This window comes from Rubripirellula obstinata (assembly GCF_001642955.1).
Lineage (GTDB): Bacteria > Planctomycetota > Planctomycetia > Pirellulales > Pirellulaceae > Rubripirellula > Rubripirellula obstinata.
In genome coordinates, this window is the sequence record NZ_LWSK01000135.1 from 1 (window position 1) to 13,684 (window position 13,684).

The following is a 13,684-nucleotide window of genomic DNA, read 5'->3' on the forward strand; positions in this document are numbered from 1 at the left end:
AAGTCGTTAGCTCCGCCGGGACAAGCCCGCAACGGAGGCCTACGTGAGAGTACCCTTTCGAATAATATCTGCGGTTAGGTAGCTCCCAGTTGCCGCTCCGTCCGGGGCAAGCCCGGCGGAAGCACTCAACGTCGCGGTGAGAATGAAACCTGCGCAAACGAGAACTGATGCAATCCCAAAGATTTAGCGGTCCAGGCGATGCCCAACGCGTTTAAACAGCTTGAAAATGCTTCGCAGCGTTGCCCGTTCGGTCGCACTTGCCGGTCGCACTTGCCGGCCGCACTTGCATGCCAAATGTGATGCAAAAGCACCCGCTCTGGAAAAGAACTGAAAAGTTTTCTTTGTAAATTCACAACAGCCGTTGACGCCGCAAAGGTCGAGCCGTACATTTTGCGTCCCACGGTTCGGGCGTATGCCCGTGCCTGGCTCCCGGTTTCTCTGCCCAGTATCCGGCCCTGAGCTTTCTGCTCATCGCCCCGCTGAATTCAGATGCTCACTTGGGAGCATGGTTTTGACCTGTACCCCTTCATTTCACCGGTTGTCTAACAAGTGTCTGCTGGATCAAGCGAAGTAATCCGGATTCGTATGGAAGCATACGATCACTCCGTCCTAGACGTGAGTGCCCAGGAAATTGTTGACACCGTAAAGCGTACCCATAGCGAAGTACACGGGCCGATCCCGTTGCCAACTCGCATTGAGCGGTACACCGTTTTGTCGGGTCCATTTGTCAACAAGAAAGCACGCCAACAGTACGAGATTCGTACTCACAAGCGTTTGATTGACATTGTTCAGGCCACAGCCAAGACAATCGAAGCATTGAACAAATTGAGTTTGCCTGCCGGCGTGGATATCAAGATTAAGGCATCCGCAAGATAGTTCGGGCAGGTTTTTGAAACGGCGACGGCCAACACCGGCTTTCGTCATCGCAGTCACACAGTTAATTAACGAGCGGTTTTTCCATGCATGGAAGCCGGTCCGATAACCGCCTTGGCAAGTTGCCGGTTTGGTTCGGGTCCGGTGGCTTGGGATCCAATACGAACGTCAGGCGAGCGTCGCAGCAATGCGGTGATCGGATACATTATGTTACCATCAATCTTAGGCCGTAAAGTCGGGATGACCCAGGTTTACCTGGAAGACGGCACCGCGGTGCCTGTTACTGTCATTCAGGCTGGTCCCTGCAACGTGCTTCAGGTCCGAAGCCAAGATCGCGATGGCTATCAAGCTGTTCAGTTGGGTTTCGAGGACAAGCCGCGTCGTCTGGCGAGTCGCGCCGAGCGTGGTCATGTGGCCAAGTTGGATAGCAAGCGAGTTAAGAGTCAAGTCGCTGCGGGTGTTGAATTGCTTGAGAAGGCCGGTTGCGAGCCTCAGCGATTCATTCGCGAATTTCGCGGCGAGACCGATCTTGCGGTCGGCACCGTGGTCACCGCTGATCAGTTCGCGGAAGTCAAGCGAGTTGACGTGACCGCCACCAGTAAGGGTCGCGGCTTCGCTGGTGTTATGAAGCGGCATAATTTCTCTGGTCAGCGTGCTTCGCACGGGGTCAAGAAGTGCCACCGTCACGCTGGTGGTACCGGCATGAGTGCTTCGCCGAGTCGCACGTTCAAGGGCGTTCGGATGGCAGGCCAATACGGCAACGCAAAAACAACGACGCGAAATCTGGAATTGGTCCGCGTGGACGCTGAGAACAACCTGCTGCTTGTTCGCGGTGCGGTTCCAGGTCCCAACGGTGGTTTCGTCAGTATCCGCAAAACCAACATGGTGGGCTAAGTCATGGCATCCCTTACAGTCTTCAGCGAAGCTGGCAAAGAAGTCGGCAAGTACGAAATCGATACCGACACGCTGGCTGATCGCATCAGCAAGCAGTTGCTGCACGACGCGGTCGTGATGTATCAGGCCAACCTCCGCCAAGGTTCGCACAATACACGAACTCGCGGCCAGGTCGCCGGTTCAAAGAAAAAGATGTACCGCCAAAAAGGTACGGGTAATGCTCGTGCCGGTGGTAAGCGAACCAACGTTCGTCGCGGTGGTGGTGTTGCTCGCACGATCAAGCCTCGCGATTACAGCTACCGGCTAACTCGTAAGTCTTTGCGGTTGGCTACCAAGATGGCGATCAAGTCAAAAATTGATGACGGCGAAGTCGTGATCGTCGATAAGTTGGCGTTTGACGCTCCCAAGACCAGCCAGATGGCATCGACGCTGAAGGCACTCGGGCTTGATGGCACGACGACCCTCGTTGCGACTGCCGATCAAGACGCCGCTGTTTACAAGAGCGGTCGCAATATCGCGGGCGTCTCGGTCGAACCGGTTCGTCAGTTGAACGCATTGTCGGTGTTGAAGCCAAAGCGAATGCTGTTCACCAAGGATGCGATGGATCGGATTAAGGACGGGACTTTTGCGGCGTCCGAAGATGGTTCCGCAGTCGAAGCAAAGTAGAACGATGAGGGCTGTTTTTGCAGCCAGTTAAGAATCAAAAGCCAAGTCGAAGTCACCAGCACAAGAATTAACGATGGCACACATTCAACCACCACCACCGAAGACCGACGGCGTCAAGCTGGAGGCGCATCAAGTGTTGTTGCGTCCGCTTGTTACCGAAAAAGGTGTTCACCGAGCGACTCGCAATAATCAATACGCATTCCAGATTCACCGGGATGCGAACAAGTTGGATGTGCGGGCTGCTGTCGAAGAATTGTTCGATGTGAAGGTCTTGAAGGTCCGCACGCAAACCCGCAAGGGTAAGCTCCGCCGATACAAGTTCCGATACGGACGAACTTCGTCATGGAAGAAGGCGATCGTTCAGTTGCACGAAGATCATCGAATCGATTTCTTCTAAGAAGAGCGGTTAGCTTTTAGCGATTAGCTATTAGCTGACAAAACAGACACCCGAAACAATAATCGAACAAGTTGGCTAATCGCTAACTGCTAAACGCTAAGAGCTAACCTGCCATGGGCATCCGAATCTACAAACCGACGAGTGCTGGACGACGCAATGCGTCGGTGAGTGACTTTGCGGACCTGACGAAGGGTGCGAAGCCAGAACGAAACCTGCTTCGCAAGAAACGAAAAACTGGTGGTCGTAATAACCAAGGTAAGATCACTGCACGTCACCGTGGTGGCGGTCACAAGCAGATGTATCGCGTGGTTGATTTCCGTCGTGCAAAAGATGGCGTGAAGGCGATCGTTGATTCGGTTCAATACGATCCAAACCGTTCGGCTCGCATTGCATTGCTGAAGTACGCCGACGGCGAAAAGGTTTATGTGATTGCTCCCGCTGGCTTGAAGGCTGGCGATTCAGTGATGAACGGGCCGGACGCTCCACCGACGACGGGCAATTGTTTGCCGCTGAAAAACATTCCATTGGGATCAAGCGTTTCTTGCATTGAATTGCGTGCCGGTCGCGGTGCTGTTCTTTGCCGGTCTGCTGGTACCGAAGCGACGCTTCAAGCTCGCGAAGCCGACTGGGCTCAGTTGTTGCTTCCTAGCGGCGAAGTTCGTCGGATTCCAAGCGTCTGCCGTGCAACGGTTGGTCGTGTTGGCAATACAGAACACATGAAAGTTCGTTTGGGCAAAGCGGGCCGAGCCAGGTGGCTTGGTCGTCGTCCTCACGTTCGCGGAACCGCGATGAACCCTGTCGATCACCCACACGGTGGTGGTGAAGGTCGGACCAAGGGTGGTCGTCACCCAGTTAGCCCTCAAGGCAAGAGTGCCAAGGGTGGCGGAACACGTCAGAAACGTAAGGCCAGCAATAGCTCGATCGTTCGTCGTCGTAAGAGCCGACGTTACGGTCAGTTGAAGTTGCACTAAGCCGGACCCATGACGTTCATCAAACCTAACACCCAATTCCTAACACTTAAAACCTCCTCCCATGAGTCGTAGCTTAAAGAAGGGCCCGTACGTTGACCCGAAGTTGTTCTTCAAGGTCACACGTCAGATCGAAGCTGGTGGTCACGAGCCAATCAAGACGTGGGCTCGCGCCTGCACGATTGTGCCCGAGTTTATCAACAAGACATTCATGGTTCACGATGGCCGCAAGCACGTCAAAGTGCTGGTCACCGAAGACATGGTAGGTCACAAGCTTGGTGAATTTGCACCCACGCGTACCTTCAAGGGTCACAGTGGTAAGGGAGGCAAGAAGTAATGTCGAAATTTAAAGCAACTCACAAAGGCGCTCGTATCAGTGCCCAGAAAGTGCGACTGCTTGCGAACCTGGTTCGCGGCATGTACGCCGACGAAGCTCTTGACGCATTGAAGTTCCAGCCCCAGCGTGGTGCTCGGATGCTTGAAAAGGTGATCAAGAGTGCGGTCGGTAACGCGACTGACCCCGATCAGAATGCTGGACGTCCTCATCGCATCGAAGAATTGGTGCTGACGGATGTCACCATTGATGGTGGTCCGATGTTCAAACGAATTCGTCCGCGTGCCCGCGGTACCGCATTCATGATTAAGAAGCGAAGCAGCCACATCAACGTTGGCCTGACTCCGATCGACGAAATATAGAAAAGGTTTTAGGGGTTAGGGATTAGGTGTTAGCGAAAGCGATCGCCACTCTCTGGTTCCTGCCTCAAACGATTTTCCGAAAATTTACTACCTAAAACCTAATACCTAAAACCCAACACCTAATTCACCATGGGTCAAAAAGTAAATCCAATCGCTTTCCGGACTGGCGTCACCCGCGGGTGGTCAAGTCGTTGGTACGCATCGAAGCAAGACTTCGCCGGTTTGTTGGTGGAGGATCGTCAATTACGAAACTTCATTCTCAACCACCCAAAGAAAACACAATACAAGAGTGCCGGAATTGACCGGATCGAGATCGAGCGCACCCGCGACGAAGTTCGCGTGATGCTGTATGTTGCTCGGCCCGGTTTGATCATCGGTAAGAAGGGTCAGGAAATCGAGATCCTGCAAGCTGAATTGCAGAACCTGATCGGACGACGCATCAATTTGAAGGTTGAAGAAGTGGGCCGCCCCGAGCTGCAAGCTCAATTGGTCGCTTTGGAAATCGCACAACAACTGTCCAAGCGTTCCAGTTTCCGCCGAACGATGAAGCGGACTTTGGACACGACGATGGATGCCGGTGCTAAGGGAATCAAGATCCAACTTGCTGGTCGTTTGGGCGGTGCCGAAATGGCTCGCCGTGAAAAGCAAAGTGCTGGATCGATTCCGCTTAGCACACTACAAGCCAAGATTGATTACGGATTCACAGAAGCGATGACGCCACAGGGGCACATCGGGATTCAAGTGTGGGTCAACCAAGGAACTTACGGAGACGAAAACGATGGCGCTGATGCCCAAACGGGTCAAGCATCGAAAAAGCCAAAGAGGTCGCATAAAAGGTAGTGCGACCCGTGGTAATACGGTCGTCTTCGGTGATTACGGTATCCAGTCATTGGATGCCGGTTGGGTCAAAGCAACCACCATCGAAGCCGGTCGAATCGCGGCCCAGCAGTACGTTCGCGGCGAAGGCAAACTGTACATTCGCATTTTCCCTGACAAATCGGTGACCAGCACTCCGCTGGAAACACGGATGGGTAAGGGTAAGGGCGAGCCCGATTTTTGGGCAGCAGTCGTTAAGCCTGGCACGATCATGTATGAACTCGGTGGAGTGACCGAACAACAAGCCAAGGTTTGTTTTGCCCGATTGGCAAGCAAGCTGCCGGTAAAGGTGCGGTTCGTCGAAAGACGACCTGCATAACGAAAGCGATTAGCTTTTAGCTGTTAGCGTTTAGCTAGCAGCATGAGGTTGTCGTATTTGAGTAAAACAGAAACCAATCGCTAACAGCTAAACGCTAAAAGCTTTTCCTATGAACAATTTGACTGAACTTCGAGAGATGAGCGACGAACAGCTCGCTGCGACCTGCAAGGAAGCGGCGGAGACTTTGTTTCGTTTGCGTTTTCAATCGCAGTCCGAGCGGCTCAACACGCCTAGCGAAATTCGCAAGAACAAGCGTTTGATCGCCCGAATCAAGACCCTGCAAACTGAACGTGCTTCTGCGACGGCTTCGGCTAGTTAGAACGACGTTTTCCATTTTAAGACATTTAGCAAGAACCTCGGATCCTTTCCATGCCGAAACGCGTCGTTTCCGGAATCGTAACCAGCGACAAGATGAGCAAGACTCGTCGTGTTGAAATCGCCCGGCTGGTCAAACACCCGAAATACAAGAAGTACATCAAGCAGCGTACCGTTTGTTACGCCCATGATGAAAACAATGAATCGGGTGCTGGCGATCGCGTTGAAATCGTGGAATCAGAACCCTTGTCCAAGCTAAAGCGTTGGCGTCTCGTTCGCGTGATCGAAAAGAGCACCGAAGTTGACGTTGCGGCGCTGCGTGCTGCTCGTAAGGGCGACACTCAAGCCGAAAACGAAGCAATCGAAGCGGCTCACGTCGGGGAACCGGCGGCGGAAACCGAAACACCAGCCGAAGCGTAGTTTTGTAGGCCGCAACGAGCTCCGCGAGTTGCGGCACCAGTGCTGCTTCGACCAAAGATACAACTCAGTAAACCATTTGACGATTTTAGCCCAACCATGATCCAACAAGAATCCAGGCTCGATGTTGCCGACAACACCGGCGCTCGACAAGTCATGTGCATCAAAGTGCTCGGCGGCAGCCGACGCCGAACTGCCGGCTTGGGTGACGTTATCGTTTGCAGTGTTAAAAGCGTGATCCCTGGCAGCGAAGTCAAGAAGAAGGCGATCGTGCGTGCGGTAATCGTGCGGACCAAGCAACCAACCCGTCGCAGCGACGGCAGCTACATTAAGTTCGACTCCAACGCAGTCGTCCTGATTGACAAAGACAAAGGCCCACGAGGAACACGGATCTTCGGCGCAGTTGCCCGCGAACTTCGCGATCGCAGCTTCATGAAAATCGTTTCCCTAGCCAACGAAGTGGTTTGAGGAAGCTGTTAGCTTGTAGCATTTAGCTATTAGCTTTCAGATTAACTGACAATGAACAACACAAAGCTAATTGCTAACAGCTAATCGCTAAAAGCTAGTATTATGAAATTTCGCATTGATGATGAAGTCCAGGTGATCGCCGGTGCCGACAAGGGCCACAAGGGCAAGATCCTGAAGATTGACCGGGCTGCCAACAAGATCGTCGTTGAAGGTGCGGGCCGCGTGTGGAAACACGTCAAGAAAAGCCAGAAGAATCCGCAAGGCGGACGACTGAATAAAGAGATGCCGATCAGCGCCAGCAACGTCATGCTGGTTGATCCGACCACCGGAAAGCCGACTCGCGTTGGGTTCCGATTTTTGGATGACGGCAGTAAAGAACGTTTTGCAAAAGCAAGCGGAGCAACGATTGGTAAGATCGCTCCAACGCGTGCCGTCAAGAAATAGTCTCACGACTCAACCAACCAAACAAATCAAAAGCTAATTGCTAATTGCTAACCGCTAAAAGCTAAAGAAACATGTCTGACAAACCCCGAATGCAGGTCCGATACGAGGACACCATCCGCCAAGCGATGGTGGAGAAGTTCGGCTACGAAAATCCGCACCAGATTCCTCGTCTGGAAAAGATCACGATGAACATGGGTGTCGGTCAGGCGATTGGCGACAAGAAGATCTTGGATCTGGCTGTTGATGCGATGACGTCGATTTCTGGTCAAAAGCCAGTGTTGACGATCGCTCGCAAATCGATTGCAAACTTCCGCTTGCGTGAAGGCATGCCGATCGGTTGCATGACGACGATCCGACGTCAACGAATGTACGAATTCATGGATCGACTGATTTCGATCGTCCTTCCTCGTGTTCGTGACTTTCGAGGTATTAATCCCAAGGCGTTCGATGGTCGCGGAAACTACACGCTCGGTTTGACTGAGTTGTTGGTGTTCCCTGAATTGAATCCTGACAAGTTCACCAAGCCGCAAGGCATGAACATCTCGATCGTGACATCAGCCAAGAACAATGACGAAGCCCGTGAATTGCTTCGCATGTTCGGAATGCCGTTTCGCGAATTGAAAACTAAAAAGAAAGAAGAAGCAGCGGCGTCTTAAAGACGTTTGCTAATCAAAGTAGTGGATCTTGTTAAAGATCCTTTACCGATCGGATCTCTAACAAGATCCACTATATCAGAAAACCCTATTGTCCTTTACCTGAGTCACTCGTGGCAAGCAAATCAAAAGTCGCCAAGGCAAAGCGAACCCCCAAGTTCAGCTCTCGCAAAGAAAACCGTTGCAATTTTTGCGGACGGCCTCGTAGCGTTTACCGCAAATTTGGTTTGTGCCGGATTTGTTTCCGTGAAATGGCCAACGCTGGCAAGATTCCTGGCGTGCGTAAAGCTAGCTGGTAACCCTGTCTAGTTGAAGTTTTGAACTCCAATTATTGAATTGCCCAATTCTCATCGACCCGAGAAGTCTTTCTAAGTCTGGCTGCACGCATAACGAACTTGCGACACGCTGTCTGGAAACTGGAATTACGAAAGAGCACCCACCATTATGATGACCGACCCAATCGCCGACATGCTCACTCGAATCCGCAACGCGGTGAGTGTAGAAAAACCGTTTGTTGATATCCCCAGCAGCCGCTTCAAGCGTGGCATCGCGGATGTTCTCAAACGTGAGGGCTTTATCTGGGATTGGAAGGAAGAAAACGAAGAATCAAATCCTTCGGCGACCTTGCGTTTGGAATTGAAGTACGGACCGAACGGCGAACGCGTGATTCAATCGATCAAGCGAGTCAGCAGCCCCGGCCGTCGAATTTACTCACGCGGCAAAGAATTAAAACCAATCCTTGACGGTCTCGGCATCCAAATCATCAGCACGTCCAAGGGTGTTCTGAGTGATCGGGAAGCCCGACGCGATAACACCGGCGGCGAAGTCCTCTGCGAAGTCGCGTAATCGTGTTCCATTTGGCCTGCGAATGCCGGCCGTCGATTTTAACAAACCAACGTATCAAACCTTTTTAGAAGCAAGTCACCATGAGCCGTATTGGAAATAAGCCGGTTCCCATCGAGGGTGGAGCGAAATTGTCGCTCGACGGCCAAACGATCAACGCGGAAGGTCCAAAGGGCAAGCTGGCGTTTCAGTTCCGCCCCGAGGTTATTGTCAACATCAACGATGCAGGCGATGAGGCGGTCGTGACCCGCACGGGCGACAACCGAACTGCGCGTGAATTGCACGGTTTGACTCGTGCCGTCATCGCCAACATGGTCGAAGGCGTCACCAAAGGGTACGAGAAGAAATTGGAAGTCGTCGGTGTTGGTTACCTCGCGGCGATTTCTGGCGACACGCTTCAATTGCGAGTCGGTTACGCCAACGAACTGCACAAAAAGATTCCCGCTGATTTGACCGTGACCTGTCCTGACCAAACGCATGTCATCGTGCAAGGTTGTGATAAGCAACGTGTCGGTCAGTTTGCTGCCGAAGTGCGGTCACTTCGCAAGCCTGAACCTTACAAGGGTAAGGGCATTCGCTATCAGGGCGAATACGTCAAGATCAAGCCTGGTAAGTCTGCCACGAAGTAATCAAGCATTTCCGGCAAGTCAGGCGACTCCGGCCACAAAAAGATCAACAAGAAGAACGATGGACAAAAACAAGCAACTCAACAAACGACGCGTTCGCCGACGAAATCATGTCCGCGCCCGATTGCGTGGCACGGCGGATCATCCTCGGATGTGCATCCAACGATCGCTCAAACACTTTAGCGTTCAATTGGTCGATGACTTGGCGGGCAAAACGTTGGCTAGTGCCAGCACTCGCGATCAGTCAATCGTCAGCAGCGTCAAGAATGGTGGCAACTGTGACGCCGCGGCAGTCGTTGGTAAGCTGATTGCTGAACGAGCAAGTTCGGCGGGTATCACGACCGTTAAACTGGACCGCGGTCACAACAAGTACCACGGCCGAGTCAAGGCATTTGCGGACGCGGCTCGCGAAGCCGGTTTGCAACTGTAATTTCGATATACAAACTTAAGATCCCCCCAAAGACCTCATTTCCGAGGACAGTCCCATTAGCAACGCACCCAGAAGCGGTGGCCGCAAGCCACGTCAGAAAAAAGAAGAATCAGGCTTGGCCGATGGCTTGGTCGATCGCGTCGTCAAGATCAAGCGCTGTGCCGCGGTGGTCAAGGGTGGTCGTCGATTCAGCTTTGCTGCGATGGTTGTCGTTGGTGACGCCGGCGGAAAGGTGGGTTGGGGATACGGAAAAGCCAACGAAGTACCGCCAAGCGTTCAAAAGGCTCAAAAGCAAGCCAGCCGAGCGATGATCGAGGTTCCCTTGGTCGATGGCACGATTCCTCACCAAGTCAAAGGCCACTTCGGTGCTGCCAAGGTGGTTTTGGTTCCTGCGGGTGCAGGTACCGGTATCATCGCTGGGCAAGCCGTGCGTGCCGTTTGTGAAGCAACCGGAATCCGCGATATTTTGACGAAGTCGCACGGAACCAATAACCCAGTCACTTTGGTCAAGGCAACCGTTGACGCCCTGTCGAAGCTGCGAACGGCTGAACAAGTCGCCGCCCTTCGTGGACTCGATCCTGCCGAAATGACCTCCTAAGAAGCGAATTCAACATGAACTTGAACGACGTCCATCGCGGTATTCAGAAAAAACGCCCTCGCAAACGCATCGGGCGCGGATCAGGTAGTGGTCACGGCAAAACATCCGGCCGAGGTCACAAGGGTCACAAGAGCCGCAGCGGTTACAGCCGCAAACCGACCTTCCAGGGCGGTGCAATGCCCATGATCCGCCGAATTCCCAAGCGTGGTTTCACCAACCGCTGGGCTGCGGATGTATTCGCCGTCAATGTCGGTCGTTTGAACGATTGCTTCAACGAAGGCGAAGAAGTGACTCTGGAATTGCTTTCCGAGCGTCACTTGGCGAAGGGAACGTTTGACGAGGTCAAGATTCTTGGCGACGGCGAACTGACCAAAAAGCTAACCGTATCGGCTCATCGTTTCAGCAAGTCAGCCGAGGAAAAGATCACTGCTGCCGGTGGAACGATCAACAAACTGGTTGCCAAACGCACGCCAGCGGAACGCGTTGAAGCTCTGAAGAAGGCGTAGTGGATTGGTGGCGAAGACGTAGGCCGTAGCGAGAGAAGCGAGTTACGGCATTAGCGTTGACGCCTTAACTCGCTTCTCTCGCTACGGCCTACACAAAACGCCAAACGCTCTCGCGGCACATCGCTCTAATCGCTAAACTGAGCCAAGCTTTCGCCCTAGCCGGCGAACAGCACTCTATCTTTTATTCACACACGTCCTGTGATTGCCATCCAGCAGTCGCAGAAATTTTGACGGATCAGATGTATGTTTGAAAAGCTGCGAATCGTCTTTTCGATTCCTGAACTTCGCACCAAAATTATGCTGACCATTGGTTTGTTGGCGATCTATCGGATTGGGTTCCACATCCCGCTGCCGATGATTGCGACCAATTTGGCGGACACGGGTGGTACGGCCAACGAATTCTTCGAGAAGATGACCGTGTTTGCGGCCAGTGATCTGCGTCAGGCGACGATCTTCGGACTCGGAATCATGCCCTACATTTCGGCGTCGATCATTTTTCAGCTACTTGGCAGTGTTTACGCGCCGCTGGAAGAGCTGAAGAAAGAGGGCGAAGCTGGTCGCAAGAAACTGAACGAATACACGCGTTACCTGACCGTTTTGATCTGTGTCGTTCAAAGTTACATGTACCTGAAGTTCATGTTGATGTCGGGCGGTCCATCCGGCGGCGGCAACATCAATCCAAACTTTACGACGGCCGACGGGTCGCTGTTTTGGGGCTGGCAAATCGTTGCAGTCCTGGTCATGACCTGCGGAACAGTGTTCCTGATGTGGTTGGGCGAACAGATTGACGAACACGGAATCGGCAACGGAATCAGTTTGCTGATCATGGCGGGCATTTTGGCTCAAATGCCACAAGCGTTCTACGAATTGATCCGAAACATGAAGACCGAATTGACTGGTTTGAGTCGCGGTCAAATCGGGATTGAAACTTTGGTGTTGCTGTTGGTTCTGTTTGTGGGTGTCGTGTTTGGAGTGGTGTTCATTACGCTTGGACAACGCAAGATCCCAACACAATCGGCCAAGTTCACTCGCGGTCGTCGAGTCTATGGCGGAACTCGCCAGCACTTGCCATTGCGGATCAATCAAGCGGGCGTCATGCCGATCATTTTCGCAAGCAGTTTGTTGATCATCCCCGGATTGTTGTTCGGTGCTTTGGCGGGAATGTTTGAATCAGGCGGGCCATTGTTCCGAGCGTTCAATTACGCCGGGATGACGCTGAATGATCAAGGATCATTTGTGTTCAACTTGCTTTATGTCGTGCTGATTTTCTTCTTCTGTTACTTCTGGACCGCGATCACGTTCAATCCGAAAGAAATGTCGGACAACCTGCGGGACAGTGGAACGTTCATTCCAGGCTATCGCCCTGGTAAGCGAACAACGGACTATCTTGAAAAGGTGATGGTACGAATCACCTACGTCGGTGCCGCGTTCCTTTCGATCGTCGCCATTGTGCCGACGATTGTTTACGGTTCACTTGGCGTGCCTTATTCGATCGCTGGTTTCTACGGCGGTACAGGTTTGCTGATTGCGGTTAGCGTGGCGTTTGACTTGGTGCAAAAGATCGACAGTCACTTGGTGATGCGAAACTATCGCGGATTGCTCGAAGGTGCCGGCGGCGGCGTTTCTCCGGTTGTCTAGCGTGAAGCCGGTTAGAATCGTCTTTGTCGGTCCGCCCGGATCCGGCAAAGGAACCCAGGGAGCTCGCGTTGCAAGCGAGTTCCGGATCAGTCATCTGTCAACAGGCGAGATGCTTCGCCAGCTCCGTGACCAATCGGATGATGACTGCAAGTTTTCCAGTTATACCGAGGGCAGCATTCTAGCGCCGGATGACTTGATGATCGAGTTGGTGGCCGAAAGGTTATCGCTTCCTGATTGTCAGGCGGGTTGGTTGATGGATGGGTTTCCAAGAACTTTGTCCCAGGCTCAAGCCTTCGACGGATACTTAAATCACCACGGCGATCAAATCACGCGAGTGATCGAATTGGTGGCTGATGCCGACGGAATCGTCAAACGATTGATCGAGCGGGCAAAATCAGAAAACCGGCCCGATGATACGCCCAAGAACATCGTCGAGCGATTAAAGGTATACCGAGTTCGCACAAAGCCAGTGCTGAGCTATTACCGCGACCGTGACCTCGTCACCCAAATCGACGCCATGCAAGACATCGATTCCGTCTTTGCCGATATCAAAAAGTGTATCGCCAGGTCGTAACAGTTTCATCTTTTGGCAAAACGATGGAGGGGCAAAACGATCTTGCGCGGTCGTCTTTCCCCGTCCTGACCGGGCACCGAATCGCTTTGCCCCTTCATCGTTTTGCCCAGCTACACAATGCCCGCTTACACAAAGAGTGCCTTCGCTTGCGGCAGGGTCCACGTTGAGCGAGTTCAAAGCGGTGTTGTTTTTTGGCAAGACGATCGGTGGCTGATGATTTCTAGTCGTTCGATAGGGCGTAACGTTCGGTAGGGTTCATTAAACCCACTACTCCGGTGCTGACAAAACGTAGCCCGCCCAGAACAATGGGCTGCTGCCGGATAGGTCTTCAACATCGGCTTCGGCTCGGGCTAGCAGCAGGGCGATTGCACGGGGATTTACCGACTGAAAACGACTTTTTCCATGTAGTCATCGTCCCAACCAGCGGTGAGCCGCTTGTTTTTGACTCCGCACTTGGCCGTTTTCTCTTGCTTGAGCAAGCTT

22 protein-coding genes are annotated in these 13,684 nt (G+C 52.7%); all 22 read left to right on the plus strand.

The window, feature by feature from the left end; all coding sequences use genetic code 11:
- The first annotated feature begins 549 nt into the window (after positions 1 to 549).
- The 22 genes from rpsJ to RC85_RS21970 all read left to right on the plus strand — a co-directional run bounded on the left by rpsJ (position 550) and on the right by RC85_RS21970 (position 13,201).
- A complete protein-coding gene (gene rpsJ, locus RC85_RS21865; RefSeq protein ID WP_084422923.1) occupies positions 550 to 876 on the plus strand; it encodes a 30S ribosomal protein S10 in 327 nt (108 codons plus the stop codon).
- Between the two features lie 237 nt (positions 877 to 1,113).
- Complete coding sequence (rplC, locus tag RC85_RS21870) at positions 1,114 to 1,767, plus strand: 50S ribosomal protein L3 (RefSeq protein WP_084422924.1); 654 nt, start codon at positions 1,114 to 1,116, stop codon at positions 1,765 to 1,767.
- A gap of 3 nt (positions 1,768 to 1,770) precedes the next feature.
- On the plus strand, positions 1,771 to 2,433 hold the full coding sequence (rplD, locus tag RC85_RS21875; protein ID WP_068266874.1) for a 50S ribosomal protein L4: 663 nt from the start codon (positions 1,771 to 1,773) through the stop codon (positions 2,431 to 2,433).
- Positions 2,434 to 2,506: 73 nt separating this feature from the next.
- Complete coding sequence (gene rplW / locus RC85_RS21880; protein ID WP_068266875.1) at positions 2,507 to 2,830, plus strand: 50S ribosomal protein L23; 324 nt, start codon at positions 2,507 to 2,509, stop codon at positions 2,828 to 2,830.
- Between the two features lie 113 nt (positions 2,831 to 2,943).
- The gene (gene rplB / locus RC85_RS21885) at positions 2,944 to 3,801 is read left to right on the plus strand and encodes a 50S ribosomal protein L2 (protein WP_068266876.1); all 858 of its coding nucleotides are present in this window, start codon (positions 2,944 to 2,946) and stop codon (positions 3,799 to 3,801) included.
- Between the two features lie 61 nt (positions 3,802 to 3,862).
- A complete protein-coding gene (rpsS, locus tag RC85_RS21890) occupies positions 3,863 to 4,135 on the plus strand; it encodes a 30S ribosomal protein S19 (RefSeq protein ID WP_068266877.1) in 273 nt (90 codons plus the stop codon).
- On the plus strand, positions 4,135 to 4,494 hold the full coding sequence (gene rplV / locus RC85_RS21895) for a 50S ribosomal protein L22 (RefSeq protein ID WP_084422925.1): 360 nt from the start codon (positions 4,135 to 4,137) through the stop codon (positions 4,492 to 4,494). The genes rpsS and rplV overlap by 1 nt, the downstream gene beginning before the upstream one ends.
- Positions 4,495 to 4,623: 129 nt before the next feature.
- Positions 4,624 to 5,334, plus strand: coding sequence for a 30S ribosomal protein S3 (gene rpsC, locus RC85_RS21900; RefSeq protein WP_068266878.1), 711 nt, complete (start codon positions 4,624 to 4,626; stop codon positions 5,332 to 5,334).
- Entirely contained in the window at positions 5,282 to 5,689 is a 408-nt protein-coding gene (rplP, locus tag RC85_RS21905; RefSeq protein ID WP_261340483.1) for a 50S ribosomal protein L16, read from the plus strand. Before rpsC ends, rplP begins: the two co-directional genes overlap by 53 nt.
- A 109-nt stretch (positions 5,690 to 5,798) precedes the next feature.
- On the plus strand, positions 5,799 to 6,008 hold the full coding sequence (rpmC, locus tag RC85_RS21910) for a 50S ribosomal protein L29 (protein WP_068266880.1): 210 nt from the start codon (positions 5,799 to 5,801) through the stop codon (positions 6,006 to 6,008).
- 50 nt (positions 6,009 to 6,058) lie between these two features.
- The gene (rpsQ, locus tag RC85_RS21915; protein ID WP_068266881.1) at positions 6,059 to 6,424 is read left to right on the plus strand and encodes a 30S ribosomal protein S17; all 366 of its coding nucleotides are present in this window, start codon (positions 6,059 to 6,061) and stop codon (positions 6,422 to 6,424) included.
- Between the two features lie 96 nt (positions 6,425 to 6,520).
- Complete coding sequence (rplN, locus tag RC85_RS21920; RefSeq protein WP_068266882.1) at positions 6,521 to 6,889, plus strand: 50S ribosomal protein L14; 369 nt, start codon at positions 6,521 to 6,523, stop codon at positions 6,887 to 6,889.
- A 102-nt stretch (positions 6,890 to 6,991) separates the two neighbouring features.
- Positions 6,992 to 7,333 (plus strand): 50S ribosomal protein L24, encoded by a 342-nt coding sequence (gene rplX / locus RC85_RS21925; RefSeq protein ID WP_068266883.1) that lies wholly within the window; start codon positions 6,992 to 6,994, stop codon positions 7,331 to 7,333.
- A 71-nt stretch (positions 7,334 to 7,404) separates the two neighbouring features.
- Positions 7,405 to 7,989: a 50S ribosomal protein L5 gene (rplE, locus tag RC85_RS21930; RefSeq protein ID WP_068266884.1), complete on the plus strand. Its 585-nt coding sequence runs from the start codon at positions 7,405 to 7,407 to the stop codon at positions 7,987 to 7,989.
- A gap of 110 nt (positions 7,990 to 8,099) precedes the next feature.
- Positions 8,100 to 8,285 (plus strand): type Z 30S ribosomal protein S14, encoded by a 186-nt coding sequence (locus RC85_RS21935; protein WP_068266885.1) that lies wholly within the window; start codon positions 8,100 to 8,102, stop codon positions 8,283 to 8,285.
- Positions 8,286 to 8,430: 145 nt separating this feature from the next.
- Positions 8,431 to 8,832, plus strand: a complete 402-nt coding sequence (gene rpsH, locus RC85_RS21940) for a 30S ribosomal protein S8 (RefSeq protein ID WP_068266886.1) — start codon at positions 8,431 to 8,433, stop codon at positions 8,830 to 8,832.
- Between the two features lie 80 nt (positions 8,833 to 8,912).
- On the plus strand, positions 8,913 to 9,458 hold the full coding sequence (gene rplF, locus RC85_RS21945) for a 50S ribosomal protein L6 (protein WP_068266887.1): 546 nt from the start codon (positions 8,913 to 8,915) through the stop codon (positions 9,456 to 9,458).
- 58 nt (positions 9,459 to 9,516) lie between these two features.
- Positions 9,517 to 9,885, plus strand: a complete 369-nt coding sequence (gene rplR, locus RC85_RS21950; RefSeq protein WP_068266888.1) for a 50S ribosomal protein L18 — start codon at positions 9,517 to 9,519, stop codon at positions 9,883 to 9,885.
- 55 nt (positions 9,886 to 9,940) lie between these two features.
- A complete protein-coding gene (gene rpsE / locus RC85_RS21955; protein WP_068266889.1) occupies positions 9,941 to 10,483 on the plus strand; it encodes a 30S ribosomal protein S5 in 543 nt (180 codons plus the stop codon).
- 14 nt (positions 10,484 to 10,497) lie between these two features.
- Positions 10,498 to 10,989, plus strand: a complete 492-nt coding sequence (gene rplO, locus RC85_RS21960; RefSeq protein WP_068266890.1) for a 50S ribosomal protein L15 — start codon at positions 10,498 to 10,500, stop codon at positions 10,987 to 10,989.
- 243 nt (positions 10,990 to 11,232) lie between these two features.
- Positions 11,233 to 12,627 carry a preprotein translocase subunit SecY gene (gene secY, locus RC85_RS21965; protein ID WP_068266891.1) on the plus strand — a complete coding sequence of 465 codons (1,395 nt, stop codon included), beginning with the start codon at positions 11,233 to 11,235 and terminating at the stop codon, positions 12,625 to 12,627.
- A gap of 1 nt (position 12,628) precedes the next feature.
- The gene (locus tag RC85_RS21970; RefSeq protein ID WP_068266892.1) at positions 12,629 to 13,201 is read left to right on the plus strand and encodes an adenylate kinase; all 573 of its coding nucleotides are present in this window, start codon (positions 12,629 to 12,631) and stop codon (positions 13,199 to 13,201) included.
- The last annotated feature ends 483 nt before the right edge of the window (positions 13,202 to 13,684 follow it).